Here is a 17,363-nt window from a genome sequence, read left to right on the forward strand (position 1 = left end):
ATTTACATTCAAAAAAATATGACACCAAAACACCCTTCAGAATCCCTAACTATTTTAACTGATTTAGTTTTACCAAGTGAGACCAATCCGTTGAACAATCTTTTTGGTGGCGAATTACTCGCTCGCATGGATCGCGCAGCAAGTATTGCAGCACGCAGGCATTCGAGAAGAATTGTGGTTACAGCCTCTGTAAATCATGTAGCTTTTAATAGAGCCATTCCTTTAGGAAGTGTGGTTACGGTCGAAGCCAAAGTATCACGTTCTTTCAAGAGTTCGATGGAAATTTTCATTGACATCTGGGTAGAAGATCGCGAATCAGGAAATAAAACAAAGGCAAATGAAGCAATTTATACCTTTGTAGCCGTTGACGATACTGGAAGACCGGTAGAAGTGCCACAAATCATACCCGAAACTCCGCTTGAGATAGCGCGTTTTGAAGCTGCACTACGACGCAAGCAACTAAGCTTAGTAATCGCAGGAAAGATGAAACCAGAAGACGCCACAGAATTAAAGGCATTATTCGTATAAATCACGTAAACAGTTACTTTGAAATCTTAATTATTATTTAAAGTGAAAATTTTAATTAAAAAAAAGAAGTAAATTTACGAGCGCAATGCTATAAAAAATGAAGTTAATAGTTCAAATAGAGCTGTTCATTTCAAATCGCAACAAAAAAACATAAATGAAAGAAAAGGTAAAAGAGAAGATGAGTACAGAGAAAGAAGCCAAATTAAAAGCCTTACAGTTAACACTGGACAAACTAGATAAAACGTACGGAAAAGGAACAGTAATGAAAATGGGGGATAAAGCCATTGTTGAAGTTGAAACAATTTCATCAGGGTCTTTAGGAATCGATTTAGCATTAGGTGTAAACGGGTATCCAAGAGGTAGAATCATCGAAATTTACGGACCAGAATCTTCTGGAAAGACGACTTTAACTTTGCACGCAATTGCTGAGGCTCAAAAAGCTGGTGGTATTGCTGCATTTATCGATGCTGAACACGCATTTGACAGAAGCTACGCAGAAAAGCTAGGTGTAGATATCGAAAATTTAATTATATCACAACCTGATAACGGGGAGCAAGCACTTGAAATTGCTGAAAACCTTATTCGTTCAGGAGCTATTGATATTGTTGTAATTGACTCGGTGGCTGCCTTGACTCCAAAAAGTGAAATTGAAGGAGAAATGGGAGATTCTAAAATGGGACTTCATGCTAGATTAATGTCACAAGCGTTAAGAAAACTAACAGGATCTATTAGTAAAACAAATTGTACTGTTTTCTTTATCAACCAGTTGAGAGAGAAAATAGGTGTAATGTTTGGAAATCCAGAGACTACAACTGGAGGTAACGCCTTAAAATTTTACGCATCAGTACGTTTAGATATTCGTCGTTCTACTCAAATTAAAGATGGAGACAACGTAATAGGAAATAGAACTAAGGTTAAAGTTGTAAAAAATAAAGTAGCGCCGCCATTTAAAATCGCTGAATTTGACATCATGTACGGTGAAGGAGTTTCAAAAACTGGAGAGATATTAGATCTAGCTGTAGAGTTTGAAATCGTTAAAAAAGCAGGATCATGGTTTAGCTACGGTGAAACAAAATTAGGTCAAGGGCGTGATGCTGTAAAATCTTTAATCAAAGACAATCCAGAACTAGCTGATGAACTAGAAGTAAAAATTAAAGAAAAAATCAAAGAGTTAGCTGATGCTTAACATTTTGTAATCATACATTTTTAAAATTCCCGGATGAAAATTCGGGAATTTTTTTTTACTAGTATGTAGTCTTTCTTTTTTTTATTCGAAAATTAAACTGCTTATAAGTCATAGCAAAGCTTTCACCTTAAATTACAAGCAATAGCTTTCTCTTTTTATCGAATGATTAGTCTGTTTACAATTCCATTGCAAGCTAACGCGTTATTTTAAACCGAAATAATACATCTATAAATAACTTAAGCTATTTAGGTTTAAAGGAACAGTTAAGCGTTTAAATAGGCTCTTTTTTTAGCTTAAAATAGGTTAGCTGGATTGGGAACTAATTTCCAATTTTAAAATCGGTTAATTTTTGTAAAATAACCGCCCTAACTTCCTCTCTAATCGTTTTTCTATCTAAACTCGTTTTACCCTGAGTAGCTATAATTTTGCCTACATGAACACGCATTAATCCGGGGCTTCCGCTGTAGAAAGTAAATGAGAAACGTTTTTTATTATCTGGAAAAGTGATGGGAACAATAGGAATTTGATGATCTAGAGCCAGTCTAAAAGCGCCATCTTTAAAAGTATCTAGCACAATTGATTCATCATTAGGAACGCCGCCTTCGGGAAAAATACATACACTCAAGCCATTATTGATGCGTTTTTGTGCTTGGTTAAAAACTTCTAAACGACTCTTTGAGGAATTTCGATCTACCAGAATGCATGTTCGTTTATAGAAAAAACCAAATAGTGGAATCTTTGAAAGCTCTTTTTTACCTACAAAAACAAATGGATTTTTTATTACCACAAGCATCAACATAATATCGGTCATTGAGGTATGGTTTGCCACAATCATGTAACTCTTGTTAGGATCTAAAGCTTGTTCTCGTTCTATTTTATAGTGAAATCCCATTCCGAAAAGAATGAATTTAGACCAAATCCTCGCCATTTTAAAAAAATAGGGATAGCCTTTCTCTGAAAGAATCGATAAAACTAAAAATGGGAACATAATCAAAATTGGAATTGCCATCACAACATAAAACCAAACGCGCCACAGGGTCCAAAAAATAATCTTAATTCCTTTCATGTGCCCAAAAATAAGGAAACAAAAGTTATTATAATTACAAAAGTTGGATTGACAAGCATTTTTTAGGTTTCGCTAAAACAACTTGCTTCATTTTTATATGTCGAATTGCATTACAGTGGTATCGTGTAAAAAATTAAATTTGGAGAAATGTGGAAGTGGCTCTAGGAAAACTTATAAAAGAAAACTAAGTTTTTAAAATTTAGAACTAAAAAAGAAAAAACTTTGCGAACTTTGCCTTCAAGAAAAAAATACAATGGCAAAAATACTTACTGGTGTTCAAAGTACAGGAACACCTCATCTAGGAAACTTATTGGGAGCAATTATTCCAGCGATTAAATTATCAAATGATCCTAAAAATGAATCATTTCTATTTATAGCTGATTTACATTCGATTACTCAAATAAAAAACGGAGAAACTTTAAGAACCAACACCTACAGTACTGCTGCAGCTTGGCTGGCTTGTGGATTAGATGTTAACAAAGTAGTTTTTTACAGACAATCAGATGTGCCTCAAACTGCAGAATTATCTTGGTATTTGAGTTGCTTTTTTCCATTTCAACGTTTGACATTGGCGCATTCTTTTAAGGATAAGTCAGATCGTTTAGACGATGTCAACGCAGGATTGTTTTCTTACCCTATGTTAATGGCAGCAGACATATTATTGTATGATGCGGAGGTAGTTCCCGTGGGAAAAGACCAATTGCAGCATTTAGAAATTACCCGCGATGTTGCTTCCCGTTTCAATCACCAAATGGGTGAAACATTTGTTATTCCCGAAGCTAAGATTCAAGAAGACGGTATGTTGATTCCGGGAACAAATGGTGGAAAAATGAGTAAGTCAGCAAATAATTTGATTAATATATTTCTTGATGATAAAGCATTGCGTAAGCAAGTAATGTCTATAGAAACAGATAGTACGCCACTAGAAGACCCAAAAAATCCAGATACTTGCAATGCTTTTGCTATTTATTCGTTGATGGCAAGTGAAGAGCAATTAGCAGCGATGCGTGCAAATTATGAAGGTGGGAACTATGGTTACGGTCACGCTAAACAAGCTTTGTTTGAACTGATTTGCGAAACCTTTAAAACCGAAAGAGAAAAATACAATTACTATATCAACAACCTTCCTGAAGTAGACGCTTTATTAAAAGTAGGTGCTAAAAAAGCAGCTGTGGTTGCTGATGGCGTTCTTGCAAAAGTGAGAGTAAAATTAGGTTTTGAGGCGCTATAAATAGTATTTAAAATTATAATAATCCCCTTTCTGTTTTCTAATAGAAAGGGGATTATTGTTTAAATAAAAAAATCACTAAAAGTGGGTATTGTGATTCCGTACTAGAAACCGTTACTTTGTTAGCAACAGTATTAAAAAATTACTTTAACTTTAAAAACTGATCATGAACCAAACCAAACCAAACCAAACGCAAGCTAGTCAAGGCTAAGCCATTTGGCTCCTTCTTGTTCGCATTTATCATGTCACTCACATTCACTAACTGCCAAGTAGAGGAAGAATCTCTTAAAAAAGAAAGTAATATTGAAACCGTAAGCGTGTCAGCAGCGATTTCATTTCTACGAGAAGACAATGCAACTACTTCTTCGCAAACAGGAAAAAAAATAACACTACAACCTAATTTCGATCAGATTTCGCAAGAAAAAATTACCTATACTAATCAGTTGTTAACGGTAATTCCAATTATAAATAAACAGGAAAAAGCAAGCAGTAGAATTCTATTATTAAAGATAAATAAAGAACTAAAATCAGTAGTTTTTACGATGTACCCAGATGACAATACTACTATTGCATCATTTACTGGAAAAATACTAATGCAAAACTTAAATGGTTCATTCATCAATGGATATAAAGTAAAAGAGGGCATTATTACTGCCCAATATGTCAAGAAAAATCAAAACAATGCCATCACAAGTAAAGATATAATTATTGATAAGGTTACTTTTACTGATTATGACGTTGTGATTGTCAAAAACTATTACCACAATCCTCGAAATTCCGTAAACTTTATGTCACTATATACTGGTTTTGCTGACACCGGATCTGAAGGGAATAGCTACGGTATGAATTGGGACTATGGAAATGGCGGCGGTGGTGGTGGAAGTCCTGCAACACCAACAAAAGATCCTTGCATCGCAGCCCAAGAATCGACCATTGTATCAAAAAATAAAGAATATCTTACCGCACTTAAGGCAATTAATGAAGCCAATGCAACCGAAGAGCACAGTATAACATTAGGTAAAGCTTCTGACGGTACTATGACACAAGCACCTATGAATAATGGTAGCCAATACATTGTTCAAACCAATACAGACTGGGCAGGAGCATTTGCGGCATTACACAACCACCCTAACAACACACCGCTTTCTGCGGGAGATATCTATGCAAGTGTGCAGCTCAATGTAAAAAATAGTAGTTTTACAACTAGTTATATTTTAACGAATGGAGAAGTATATGCAATAGTCGTCACTAACTTGTCTCTGGCACAAGACTTTGTAAAAACATATCCTGCTGACCAGTTACCTAATCAGAGCCCTGAATTTCCTAATGATATATTTTACGAAATAGATGGTCTAAAAAGTATAATGGATTATGGTAATGAAGGACGTACAACTGCAATAGCCTTTATCTTAGATAAATATTCGGCTGGAATCACATTGCTAAAACAAGACAGTTCTGGGAAATTTAACCCTATTAAAACCCAAGAAACCACACAAAGCAACGGCATTAAAACTTATAATACAATACCTTGTTATTAATACTAAACAAAAAAATCATGAAAAACACACTAAAATTTTACGCAATACTGTTTGTACTTATAAACACTGGTTGCAAAGCACAACAAGTGATTCAAACAGTCAAAGATGTACCACTATTAAAAACAAATGAACAGCAATTTATAAACAAACCATTAAAAAATTTACTAAAAGAAATCAAACCCGCAATAAAAAATGCCGGAGCGAGTAATGAAGTGGGGCATCAGTATTTCTCGTTTAAGTTCAGAACATTAGAACAAATTAATAAAAATGAAGGTAGTCACGAAGACAAAGTCTCCTTATATGTTTATGTGAAAGAAATTATTGACTGGAAATGGGAGGAAAGAAAAAAAGGAAAAGAATTGGAATGGAGTAAAGAAGATGCCGAAAAATATGGTAATTTAACTGTAGTAAGGATTAAAGTGATTAACCAACCACAAAAATAAAAAGAACAGAACCCCCTTTCTAACCAAAGGTTAGAAAGGGGGTTCTTATAAACAGGAAAAAGCAAGCAGTAGAATTCTATTATTAAAGATAGATAAAGAACTAAAATCAGTAGTTTTTACGATGTACCCAGATGACAATACTACTATTGCATCATTTACTGGAAAAATACTAATGCAAAACTTAAATGGTTCATTCATCAATGGATATAAAGTAAAAGAGGGCATTATTACTGCCCAATATGTCAAGAAAAATCAAAACAATGCCATCACAAGTAAAGATATAATTATTGATAAGGTTACTTTTACTGATTATGACGTTGTGATTGTCAAAAACTATTACCACAATCCTCTAAATTCCGTAAACTTTATGTCACTATATACTGGTTTTGCTGACACCGGATCTGAAGGGAATAGCTACGGTATGAATTGGGACTATGGAAATGGCGGCGGTGGTGGTTCTGTAATACACTTAGACGAGGTAATTATAGATAATTCATTTAAAAACAACCCTTGCTTAAAAGGTATCTACGATAAATTAGGAGGTTCATCTACTTTTCAAAATCATTTGAAAGAATTTGATGGTGATTTTTCTTTAGTAAACCTAAAACTTAGCTTAGGATTAGATCCTAAATATCCAAATGCAACTGCGATAACTTATGAACCCATAAATTCATTGATTGAAATTAAATTCAACCCAAATAAGTTAAATACACCCCCATTAGATATTGCAAGAACTTTTATGCACGAAATGATTCATGCAGAAATGTATAGAAAATTATTAACTCTCTCAAATAAAAAAGAAATCCCATGGTCCCCAGAGTTTATTGAAGGCATTAGGAATGATGAGAAAGAAATAGCATATTATTACACTATGTATAGATATGAAATTCCACTTGGTGGTTCACCATCAGAGCCTCAACATGAATATATGGCACAACTTTCGCGTGATTTAATAATACAAACTATGAAACAATTCGATAATACGCAAAGCAATGACGTTTATAATGCTTTAGCCTGGATTGGACTTATGGGTGGAGGAGAACCAAATGAACTAATAGGATTACCTCCGCAACCCACCGCAGCATGGTCAGCTACTCCGCAAGCAGAAAGAATCAGAAAATTAGATATTTATAGAAACTTTATAAAAAACAATCCGAAATGTCAATAGCCTTTAAAAAAATTAAAAGTATAATACTATTATTAATTACTCTTTCATGCTTTTCACAAAACGGGATAGAAAAAAAGAAAATTAATGTGTTTTTTCACCTAAAAAATAAAGCTATAAACAAAATATGCATTAATAAAGATTCGACGGAGGCCCGCTTCAGTATTTTTGTCGATAAATACCAAACAAAAGTTGCAAGAGACAAAGCAATGCAAGACTATTATAATGACCCACGAGACCGAAATAGTGCTGGACTACCTAGTTTTACTGTAAGTTTTATTAGTTTCACCAAACCAGTGAAAATAAAATCATTAACCGGTATCAATGTTCTTACTATGAAACAATTTCGAGATAAATTATTTCCTCAAGGTTATCCTATGTATTTTATATATAAGTCAGATGAAGGATATTATTTAAAATGGGACGTAATTGGCATAAGCTATTAATTTGACTTAATAAAAAATACACCATGTCAATAAGAAAAAAAACTACAATTTTGTTCCTTTTAAGCATATGTTACATTTCTTGTGCACAAGAATTAAAACATGAGAAAACAACCATATTGCTAGATTTAAATGATAAAATCACTGGAAAATATGGTTTTAATAATGATACAACAGCTGCAACTTTTGCAATATATTTTGAAAAATATCAAACCAAAAAAGTAAGAGATAAAGCAACGAAAGATTATTATGATGATCCAAGGGACAGAAACAGTGCTGGATTACCTAATTTTTCGGTAAATCTTTCTGTTTTTGGTTTAAAACCAGAGAAATTAAAATCTTTAGATTGTATTAAGTACATTACAGTCAAGCAGTTTAGAGAAAATGGCTATAAAACAACTGCTCCTACTTATATTATACATAAATTGAAGGACGGCAAGTACTTAAGATGGAAAACCTATACGCTGAATTAAAAACCCAGCACTACAAAGTATTCTTAAATATCTAAGAACTGCTGTGCGAATGTCTCTAACTTTATCTGAAAACTTCCTGAAATAGATGCTTTGTTAAAACTAGGTTTTGAGGTGATTGAAAATAGTACAGAAAGAAGTTAAACCGCAAATTCGCAAATTGTCTACGTGACAAATGATTTGTGAATCTGCAGTTTATTAATGTCCACTTATATCGCCTCAAACAATTTCCCTGGCAGCGGTCGCACTACTCCTTTTAATTCCATATTTAACAAAAGTCCCGAAATTCTATAAATAGGGAAATTACATTGCAAGGCGATAATATCCATTAACTCTTTACCTGATTTTAAAAGGTAATCGTAGACTTTTTGTTCGTCATCTTCTAGAGTAACAAACAGTTGTTTTTGTACTGGTTGCCTTTCCTTCTGGATGTCCCAATTTAGAATATAAATCAAATCGGCTGCACTGGTAAGCACATTTGCTTTTTGGGTTTTAATCAAGTTGTTGCAACCTTGACTGTATTTATCGGTGACTCGACCTGGAACTGCAAACACATCTCGGTTGTAATCATTAGCGATATTAGCGGTGATTAAGGAACCTCCCCTATCAGCAGATTCTATTACAATGGTTGCCTCACTCATTCCAGCCACAATGCGGTTTCGCTTTACAAAATTTTCCTTGTCAGGATTAGCTGTACTCCAGAATTCCGTCATAAAACCACCATTTTCCTCCACTTTAGCCACGTATTTTTTATGTATTTTGGGATAAATTTGGTTCAAACCGTGCGCTACCACAGCTACTGTTTGCAGCTTATATTCCATTGCTAGTTGGTGTGCAACAATATCAACTCCATAAGCAAATCCGCTTACAATGATAGGATCTAAGGGAGCCAAATCTTCTATGAATTTTCTACAAAATTCAATTCCGTATGCTGTTATTTGGCGCGTTCCTACGATGCTGATTATTTTTCTATTTTTTAAATTGATGTTTCCAGAGGAGAATAAAAGTAAAGGACCATCAATGCAATGCTTTAATCGATCAGGATACTCTTCATCAAGAAAAAACGATACTTTGATATTATTTTCATTGATAAATGCCATTTCCTTTGTTGCTTTTTCGAAAACAGAAGTATCGCTTAAATTCTTGAGTAAGTTAGTTCCCACGCCGTCGATAGCTGCTAATTGCGACTTCTTAGCCTTAAAAACTGCCTCAGCGTTGCCGCAATGTGTTAGTAGTTTTTTGGCCATTATGTCTCCTACGCCTTCAATTCTTTGTAGTGCTAGTAAATAAAATAAATCTTGTTCATTCATGTTAATATATTGGTGCTGAAATATATAGATAATTTATGGGAATTGTTAATAAAAATTGTGAATAAAATTTTGATAACTATTTTCATTACCTAACTTTGTAACTATGAACATCGACTCTTACATATCACAACTACTCTATCGCTATCAATGTGTTACCGTGCCAGGTCTAGGAGCTTTCCTTACCGAAACACAGTCTGCACAGTGGATTGAGAGTACAAATTCATTTTTCCCTCCAAGAAAAATGGTTTCTTTCAATACTAACTTGAAAAACAACGACGGTCTACTTGCAAACCATATCGCATCTAGTGAAAAAATTTCATACAACTATGCTGTAAATGCTATTGAATATCAAGTTGTAAAATGGAAAAGAGCGTTAGAAAATAATGAGGTTCTTGTTTTAATCAACATAGGAACTCTTCGTTTTAACGCAGATCGCAACATCGTTTTCAAACCTTCTAATCAAACCAATTACTTGTCTAGTTCTTTTGGTTTAGACTCGTTTGTATCGACAGTAGTAAAAAGAGAAACGCCAGTAGAAGAACCTGCTGAAATTATTGAAAGAGCACCAATTGCTTTGCCTGTTTATGAGGAAGAAGAAAGTAACGGTCGTTCTTATATGAAATATGCTGCTATTTTTGTTCTAGGATTAGGACTTACAGGAAGCATAGGTTATCCCGTTTATCAGCAGCAAATTGCTAATGAAACTGTATTAGTAGAATCAGCAGTTCAAAAACAAGTGGAAAACAAAATTCAAGAAGCGACATTTTTTATTAAAAGCCCAATGCCTGCTGTAACACTTTCTATTAAAGAAGGAAAGTTACCATACCACGTAGTAGCAGGTGCTTTTAGAGACCAAAAAAATGCTGAAAAGATTTATAAAAAATTATCAAACGAAGGTTTTAAAGCCCGTCTACTAACTGTAAATAAACACGGTTTGTATCCAGTAGTTTATGGAAGTTATGCTACACTAGCAGAAGCTGAAAAAGCAAAACGTGAAATTCATGAAAGTAAAAATCCAGAAGCTTGGGTTTTGATCGAAGCGCTTTAATTTAAATCGAATACTATATAAAAACCTCCAATGGCATTAATTTGCTCTTGGAGGTTTTTAATTTAACAGTGTTTTCATACTTTCGTCAGTTGCGTTTAATAAGCTTATTTAAGTGCTTTATTTTAATAAATTATTGAAAGTTACATTAGTTATAGTTATTATCGAAATCTTCTCTAAAATGACTTAAAAAACCACTAAAACGACAAAGGCGATTTAGAACTTTCTAAATCGCCTTTGTTATTTGCATTGATGTTGCTTATTTACTTACTAACGTGGTATTAATAAAATTCTCTTCATCAATTACGTTCTTTAATTTTTCATTCCTTGGGATCAGGTTAAGCATCATAGAATTGACTACTCTACTCTTAGTTAAATCAGGTTTGATAATCCTTGCTTTGTGGTACAGTCCTAGCATTTCTCGATTGCTTCTTGAATTACTATTATTGATTACAAGCAACCTATAATTGTTATTATCGAATGGATCCAGCTTTATACTGAAAGGTAAAATCTCATCTTCAGACTCTTGAATTATAGGTTCGTATAGCGTTCCCTCCTCTTCTACTCCCTTTGTTTTACTGCGAAAGTAACTATCATAATCAGCTAAGAACATCTCACTTTTAATTTGGCTTGGTTCATAACCCAGCATTAGTATCGATTGTTCAGAGGCATTGTCTAAATGATAGGGCGTATTTACTTGTTGATCGAACCTTCCCAGCCATTGATAATCGAGCTGCTTGTTATATCGTTCTTTAATAAATGTTGCCAAACCTTGTTTTAAACCTATCATAATAGCTCTAAATTGAGCGCTTTTAATTTGTGAACCAAAATCAAAGAGTACATAACCAGGCGTGCTGGTATTTGTTCTAAATATTTTTTGAATACTGTGGTTTACTAGGTCTTCAATACAAATTGTTTCTACTTTCATACTGTTGCTTTTACTTGTGAAATAGAAAGCTGTAGCGCTGCTTATAAATTCACGATTTCACTAATTTGTAAGTCCCCTTTTACATTAGTATAATTAGGAATATCTGCAGCAAATTTCTCAGCGTGCGGGAAAAATGATGCTTGAAAAGATTCCATAGTATCAAATTTTAAATCTACGATCACTGCAAATGGAGCTGGCTCTCCGGGAGCTCTTCCTGCTAAACCTACTGTTAATTCCATTCCTTTTAAAGCATCTCCTAGAGATTCACTAATCATAGGAAGGTGAGAATTTTTATAGTAATCTAAGTCAAATGTTGTGTCAGCACCGCTAGGGTACATTACGCTTACTTTTATCATGGTATTTTTTATTTAAAGTTATAAAAAAAACCTTATTTTAATTACTCGAGCTTTCTCCTGTTACGTATTCCCGCAGCCCGACTTGAGTGGAGCTCTTTTTTATATAGCGTAGCGCAGTAAAAAAAGCGGGAACGGAAGGCGGAATAGCTGCCCAAATAATTAAAATAAGGTTGTATAGAATCTATCTAGTGACGGATTATTTTTTTGACCAAGCAAATTTTTGGAATGCTGCGTCAACAGGTGTGTTTGCAATGTGATTTGTGTAGTTACTAATCACTTTTTGAGATAAACCTAAGATGATATCTAGTACTTGTTGTTCCCCGTAACCTGCAGCATAAAATGCATTTAATTCATCTTCAGAAACGTTTCCACGGTTACGAACCATGCTTAATGTAAAAGTACGTAAAGCTTCTAATTTAGCATCAGCTAATGGCGTTTCGTTACGTAAAGACTCGATAATATCGTTGTCTACTTTCATCATGTGAGCGATTCCTGTGTGAGCTGGAACGCAGTAATGACAGGCGTGCTCTACGTTGATTGCTTGCCAAACCACTGTTAACTCATCGTTATTGAAAGACGAAGCAACAAATAAATCATGTAAAACTTGGTATCCTTTTAAAGCGCTTGGAGATGCAGCTAATACACCGTGCAATCCTGGAATCATTCCGTATGCTTTTTGAGAATCTTGTAATAATGCTTTGCTTTCTTCTGGAGCAGACTCGATAGAGTGAATTTTTAAAGTTGTCATAATTGTAAATTTTAAATTGTTATTATTTTAATATTATATTACTAAGCGATTGCTTAGATTTGAGGCAAAAAAAAGTTTAGATGTTATTGAATGTTAGTTCGATATAATCTTCTATTTCTTGTTTGCTATTTACTCGAGATGCAGCAGCTAAACCATGTTTTGCAAGCAATAAATAATTAGCTTGTTTAGTTACCGTAGCAGCATCTTTTGTTTTATCTTGTTGTAGCTTTTCTATAAATAAATCTTTTACACCATTCATAAAATCGCCCATTTGTGTATTAATAACTTGATCCTCGGCTTCGGCAAATTCATTGTAGGTATTCGTTAAAAAACACCCTTTATAATTGCCTACTTCAATAGGAATTTGCACAGAATCATAGAAAAATTCTTTGATGTCTTGCATCCCATTATTTGCATTTTTGAATTTTTCAAACATGCCACTAATTTTGCTTTTGTAACATTGTAAACTTTGTAAGAACAATTCTTGTTTGCTTCCAAAACTAGAATAAATAGAGAACTGATTAATTCCCATTTCCTTCTCTAACATACGAACAGAGGTGTTTTCATACCCATTGCGCCAGAACAAAGACATTGCTTTTTCTAATACTTCTTGTTCGTTATATTGTTTACTTCTTGCCATTACTATTTTAATACGGTACAAAACTAAGCAGATGCTTTGAAATAAAAAAACAATTAACAATCTTTAACATTACAATATAAAAAAGCGGCTTGAGATGTACTCAAGCCGCTTTCTGCAATTTTAGTTTACAAATTATATAACCTGCAAGTTAAGCAAGCTGATGAAAATTAAAACTTTCCGTTTGTATTTTTCCAAGTGTCTTGAGCTGCAATCTTCTCTACAACATCCCAGTGTTCAGCAATTTTGCCATTCTCTACTCTAAACAAATCATAGAAAGCATTATGGTCTGCGCCAAAGTGACCTTCACTAACAACTAGTATAAAATTACCTTGACCTAAAACTTTATGAATTGTATCGTATTTCATAAAAACACCTTGTTGTGCTAATGCTCCTAACGCACCACCTAAACCTGATAATTGGTCAGGAATGTTAGGATTGTGTTGGATATAATCATCACCATTAAAGTACCCTGCTAACTTTTCCATTTTACCATTAACTAAAATATCAGAAACGAAATTCTTTACTAATGCTTTATTTTGTTCTGTTTTATCAAGATCTTTAAGTTCAGTTGCACCATCAATCATTGAATGTCCGCTTGGGTTTGCGGCCGCTGGAGTTTCTTGTAAGTTATCCCAATGTTCGACGATTTTTCCGTTTTCGAATCTAAAAATATCAAAACCTATTTTTGGTCCAAAGAAATTATAATCTGTTTGTGTGAAAATAAAATCACCATCTTCAAAGGCACGAACTGTATTTACTTTAGCTGAATTAGCAGGTACCATTTGTAAAAGTGCGCCAAAACCAGCTACGCCATCTGCTACGCCTAGATTGTGTTGAATGTATTTATCAGGATTTATGTAAGAAGCAGGTTCGTGAGCTCCTGTTTCGATGCTTTTCAATAAAGCAACTACTTTTTGTTTATTTGAAATTTCCATGCTGTTTTCTTTTTTAATTTTTGATTTTTTAGCTGTTTGGCTGTACGAAGTCGTTAGACCTAAGCCAAGAATTAATGCTGCGCTTACTATTACTTTGTTCATTTTTTTATCGTTATAAATTGATGATGCAAAGGTGCGACGGTAATCAAAAAGTAAAAGGATACAAAAAGCACTTTCCATGGTAAATTTGTGCCAAAATAAAATTAATGCAAGAAACTTTCTCTAAATTCAATTGGAGTACTTAAATGGTGTTTGCGAAAATATTTCACGAAGTTAGTAGGTTCGTCAAAGCCTAGACTGTAGCTAATTTCTTTTACAGACTCGCTAGAATGTGCCAGTAGACGCTTAGCTTCAAGCATAATACGATCGTCAATAATTTTCTTTGGGGTTGAACCCAAAATTTTTGAAGTAGCTGTATTTAGTCTTTTTTTTGTGATGTGCATTTGGTTTGCATAATTCACAACTAACTTATTATGGTTAAATTGCATCTCTAACAATTCTTTAAATTGCATAACCAAATCTAAGTCGGCTCCTTTTTTAACTTCTATAAAATCACTTTTACGACGTTCACGTTCTAAGAGCATAAGGAGACTTCTTAAATAATTACGCAAAATAGAAGCTTGGTACTCATCATTATCGTGCCTACTTTCATTTTCTAAAACAGCTAAACTATTTTTAAAAAGCATTGTGTTATTAGTCAACGAGAGATGAGCCGTCTCAAACAAGTCGTTAAAGAGTATACTGCTTTTTAAAAACTGAATATCTGACGCCTCTTTACAAAAAAACCGATCTGTAAAAAGAATCACTTTCCCTACGGCGGTATAGGTAGTATCAAAATGTTGTGCACTGTTTTTGGCTATAAAAACGAAAGTATCAGGTAAAATTGTGATGGGTTTAAAATCTACATAATGTAGCACTGCTCCTTCTTGAAACCAGAGCACTTGATAAAATTCTGCACGATGTGGTATGGTGAGCTCTGTTTTGAATTCACCATACAGTTGGGTCATATCAAGAACTTCAAACTCATGAGGCAAACCCTCTTTAAAATCGTATTTTACTATTGTTTCATTACCCATGTTCCCTTTTCTAGTCGCTATATAATTGTAAAGAATATATCCTTTAATAATTGAAGCAAACATACAATATACTTAGTGCAAATTAAAATCGAGCGCAAGAAGCGTTATTTTAATATTAAGCACAGTAGACAACATAATTCACTAAATCGTTTCTTAAGGACTGTTAAAATGTATTAAAATAGCGTTAAACGATGAATTGCAACAAGCTTGATTGCAACATTTATTGTAATTTTAGAATATGGAAAATATATTAGTAGCAGGTGCAAACGGCACCACCGGAAAACAAATAGTAGCCCTTTTACATAAATCTGAAAATTTTAACCCAATTGCAATGGTTAGAAAAGAAGAGCAACAAACCTTTTTTAAGAATCAAAATATTGAGACTGTATTAGGAGATTTAACAAATAACGTCGACGCTGCATTTAGCAGTACTATTGATAGAGTAATATTTGCCGCTGGATCAGGTGGTAAAGACGTAATAGGTGTTGATCAGGAAGGCGCGAAGAAAATGATTGATGCTTCAAAGAAAGCAAATGTGAAAAAATTTGTAATGCTTAGTTCGATGGGAGCAGACAAACCTGAAGAAGCAACGCAATTAGTTGAATACTTAAAGGCAAAACACAATGCCGATGAATATTTAAAAACGAGCGGATTAGAATACAGCATTGTTAGACCTGGAACGTTGACAAACGAAGCGCAAGTTGCAAAAATAGAATTGGCTCCAAAATTAAATAAAAGAGGAGAAATTAGTCGTGCTGATGTAGCACAAACCTTAGTGCAAGCGCTAGAAAGTAATACAGCAACAAATGCTTCTTTTGAAATTATTAAAGGTCAGCAAAGTATCACAGAAGCATTGTCACAAGTGAAATAAAAATTAGAGTTTACAATTCATTAAGAATACCGTTATTAATTCAAACAAGAAACCGAAAGCATGCTAAGATATAGCGTACTTTCGGTTTTTTAATTTAAAGATTTTAGAGTGTCAAGCACATTTGCGTTGCCACTTTATAACAATTATGCTTTTTCTTTTTTTAAATAAAAAAGTAGTATTAATGCTAAGGCAGAGCAAACAGAAAACCCTATAAACAAAGGTAAAGCTGTAGTATCTATAAAACGACCAATAAATATACTCACAGGCACAGCCATTATAGTAGAAATACACCCCGTCACAGCAGCAGCAGTACCTGCAATATGACCAACTGGTTCCATGGCCATTGCGCGAACATTACCAAAGAGAAATCCTATGCTAAAAAACTGTAAACCAAAAAACAAGATTAAAATACGGATATCAGGATTGGGTTCATTGAAAAACAGCCCCACATAAATCGCTGAAACGGCAAAGAAACTAATTAAGGCAGTAGTGATTAATTTTTCCATTCCGTACTTGATTACTAGTACACCATTAGAAAATACAGCCGCTCCAATTGCAATAGCTAAACCCGCAAAAATAAGCGGAAATTCATCCTTTAATTGATACTGCGTTTCAAAAATTTGCTGTGAACTACTTAAGTAAACCATGAATGATCCCGTTACAAAACCTGAGATGATGGTATAGCCTATTGTTTTTTTAAATTTGAAAAGTTCTTTGAACTCACTTATAAACCCTTGCAACGAAAATTCTTTTTTGTTGGCTATTGATAACGTTTCTGGTTGGCGTCTCCAGAACCACAATGAAACCAAAAGACTAATGAGTACTTGAATATAAAAAATGCCATGCCAGTTGTAATAGTCTAAAACAAATTTACCTAAAGCTGGCGCTATTACGGGAATCAAGATAAAAACTACGGTAACAAATGACATTATTCTTGCCATATAATCCCCACTAAATTGATCTCTAATGATGGCAATACTTATGGTTCTAGGTGCCGAAAGTCCCATACCTTGAAGAATACGCCCTAACACCATAACTTCTAGACTTGGCGCGTTTACACAAATAAAACTTGCTCCAATGAATAACGCAAATCCCATATAAACAACTGGTTTACGCCCAATACTATCAGACAAAGGACCAAATAATAAGGGACCAAAGCCTAATCCTAAAAAAATCATTGTGATGAGCAATTGATTATCAACTACATCTGTGGTGCCTATACTCACACCTATGATATCTAGTGCGGGTAACAAAGCATCGATTGCTAATGCCACTACTGACATTAAAGAAGCCATTAATGCGACAAACTCAAATTGGGAAGTGCGGATATTATTTTGCATCGCACAAAATTACAGTATTTACTTGGTTTTTTTGCCTTTGCTGCATT

At 34.0% G+C, this 17,363-nt stretch carries 19 protein-coding genes; 10 read left to right on the forward strand and 9 right to left on the reverse strand.

Annotated features, from left to right (window positions below):
- Positions 1-18 precede the first annotated feature (18 nt).
- Together HNQ00_RS13320 and recA are read left to right on the forward strand one after the other, a co-directional pair.
- Positions 19-528, forward strand: a complete 510-nt coding sequence (locus HNQ00_RS13320; RefSeq protein ID WP_173838993.1) for an acyl-CoA thioesterase — start codon at positions 19-21, stop codon at positions 526-528.
- A gap of 178 nt (positions 529-706) precedes the next feature.
- The gene (recA, locus tag HNQ00_RS13325) at positions 707-1,714 is read left to right on the forward strand and encodes a recombinase RecA (protein WP_173839029.1); all 1,008 of its coding nucleotides are present in this window, start codon (positions 707-709) and stop codon (positions 1,712-1,714) included.
- Between the two features lie 319 nt (positions 1,715-2,033).
- Here recA and HNQ00_RS13330 read toward each other — a convergent pair whose 3' ends face one another.
- Positions 2,034-2,780: a lysophospholipid acyltransferase family protein gene (locus HNQ00_RS13330; protein ID WP_173838994.1), complete on the reverse strand. Its 747-nt coding sequence runs from the start codon at positions 2,778-2,780 to the stop codon at positions 2,034-2,036.
- A 253-nt stretch (positions 2,781-3,033) separates the two neighbouring features.
- Here HNQ00_RS13330 and trpS point away from each other — a divergent pair, with 253 nt between their 5' ends.
- From trpS to HNQ00_RS13360, 6 genes are all read left to right on the forward strand, one after another.
- A complete protein-coding gene (gene trpS, locus HNQ00_RS13335) occupies positions 3,034-4,011 on the forward strand; it encodes a tryptophan--tRNA ligase (protein ID WP_173838995.1) in 978 nt (325 codons plus the stop codon).
- Positions 4,012-4,250: 239 nt separating this feature from the next.
- Positions 4,251-5,546: a hypothetical protein gene (locus tag HNQ00_RS13340; protein ID WP_173838996.1), complete on the forward strand. Its 1,296-nt coding sequence runs from the start codon at positions 4,251-4,253 to the stop codon at positions 5,544-5,546.
- 17 nt (positions 5,547-5,563) lie between these two features.
- A complete protein-coding gene (locus HNQ00_RS13345; RefSeq protein WP_173838997.1) occupies positions 5,564-5,989 on the forward strand; it encodes a hypothetical protein in 426 nt (141 codons plus the stop codon).
- 121 nt (positions 5,990-6,110) lie between these two features.
- On the forward strand, positions 6,111-7,157 hold the full coding sequence (locus tag HNQ00_RS13350) for a hypothetical protein (RefSeq protein WP_173838998.1): 1,047 nt from the start codon (positions 6,111-6,113) through the stop codon (positions 7,155-7,157).
- On the forward strand, positions 7,148-7,600 hold the full coding sequence (locus HNQ00_RS13355; RefSeq protein WP_173838999.1) for a hypothetical protein: 453 nt from the start codon (positions 7,148-7,150) through the stop codon (positions 7,598-7,600). Before HNQ00_RS13350 ends, HNQ00_RS13355 begins: the two co-directional genes overlap by 10 nt.
- Before the next feature lie 23 nt (positions 7,601-7,623).
- Complete coding sequence (locus tag HNQ00_RS13360; protein WP_173839000.1) at positions 7,624-8,070, forward strand: hypothetical protein; 447 nt, start codon at positions 7,624-7,626, stop codon at positions 8,068-8,070.
- A 206-nt stretch (positions 8,071-8,276) separates the two neighbouring features.
- Here HNQ00_RS13360 and dprA read toward each other — a convergent pair whose 3' ends face one another.
- Entirely contained in the window at positions 8,277-9,377 is a 1,101-nt protein-coding gene (dprA, locus tag HNQ00_RS13365; protein WP_173839001.1) for a DNA-processing protein DprA, read from the reverse strand.
- Positions 9,378-9,480: 103 nt separating this feature from the next.
- On the opposite strand from dprA, the gene HNQ00_RS13370 reads away from it, so the two are divergent.
- A complete protein-coding gene (locus HNQ00_RS13370; RefSeq protein WP_173839002.1) occupies positions 9,481-10,425 on the forward strand; it encodes an HU domain-containing protein in 945 nt (314 codons plus the stop codon).
- Between the two features lie 256 nt (positions 10,426-10,681).
- Here HNQ00_RS13370 and HNQ00_RS13375 read toward each other — a convergent pair whose 3' ends face one another.
- The 6 genes from HNQ00_RS13375 to HNQ00_RS13400 form a co-directional block, all read right to left on the reverse strand.
- Complete coding sequence (locus HNQ00_RS13375; RefSeq protein WP_173839003.1) at positions 10,682-11,350, reverse strand: hypothetical protein; 669 nt, start codon at positions 11,348-11,350, stop codon at positions 10,682-10,684.
- A gap of 41 nt (positions 11,351-11,391) precedes the next feature.
- Positions 11,392-11,706: an EthD family reductase gene (locus HNQ00_RS13380; protein WP_173839004.1), complete on the reverse strand. Its 315-nt coding sequence runs from the start codon at positions 11,704-11,706 to the stop codon at positions 11,392-11,394.
- Between the two features lie 196 nt (positions 11,707-11,902).
- Positions 11,903-12,454 (reverse strand): carboxymuconolactone decarboxylase family protein, encoded by a 552-nt coding sequence (locus tag HNQ00_RS13385; RefSeq protein WP_173839005.1) that lies wholly within the window; start codon positions 12,452-12,454, stop codon positions 11,903-11,905.
- A gap of 76 nt (positions 12,455-12,530) precedes the next feature.
- Positions 12,531-13,094, reverse strand: coding sequence for a TetR/AcrR family transcriptional regulator (locus HNQ00_RS13390; RefSeq protein WP_173839006.1), 564 nt, complete (start codon positions 13,092-13,094; stop codon positions 12,531-12,533).
- 167 nt (positions 13,095-13,261) lie between these two features.
- Positions 13,262-14,131, reverse strand: coding sequence for a nuclear transport factor 2 family protein (locus tag HNQ00_RS13395; protein WP_173839007.1), 870 nt, complete (start codon positions 14,129-14,131; stop codon positions 13,262-13,264).
- Positions 14,132-14,232: 101 nt separating this feature from the next.
- Complete coding sequence (locus HNQ00_RS13400) at positions 14,233-15,168, reverse strand: helix-turn-helix transcriptional regulator (protein ID WP_254598528.1); 936 nt, start codon at positions 15,166-15,168, stop codon at positions 14,233-14,235.
- Positions 15,169-15,343: 175 nt separating this feature from the next.
- Between HNQ00_RS13400 and HNQ00_RS13405 the strand changes: the two genes are divergently transcribed.
- Positions 15,344-15,976 carry an SDR family oxidoreductase gene (locus HNQ00_RS13405; protein WP_173839008.1) on the forward strand — a complete coding sequence of 211 codons (633 nt, stop codon included), beginning with the start codon at positions 15,344-15,346 and terminating at the stop codon, positions 15,974-15,976.
- A gap of 143 nt (positions 15,977-16,119) precedes the next feature.
- Here HNQ00_RS13405 and HNQ00_RS13410 read toward each other — a convergent pair whose 3' ends face one another.
- A complete protein-coding gene (locus tag HNQ00_RS13410) occupies positions 16,120-17,316 on the reverse strand; it encodes a multidrug effflux MFS transporter (protein WP_173839009.1) in 1,197 nt (398 codons plus the stop codon).
- Between the last annotated feature and the right edge of the window lie 47 nt (positions 17,317-17,363).

Origin of the sequence: Flavobacterium aeripolare, assembly GCF_013294025.1 — a bacterium.
Lineage (GTDB): Bacteria > Bacteroidota > Bacteroidia > Flavobacteriales > Flavobacteriaceae > Flavobacterium.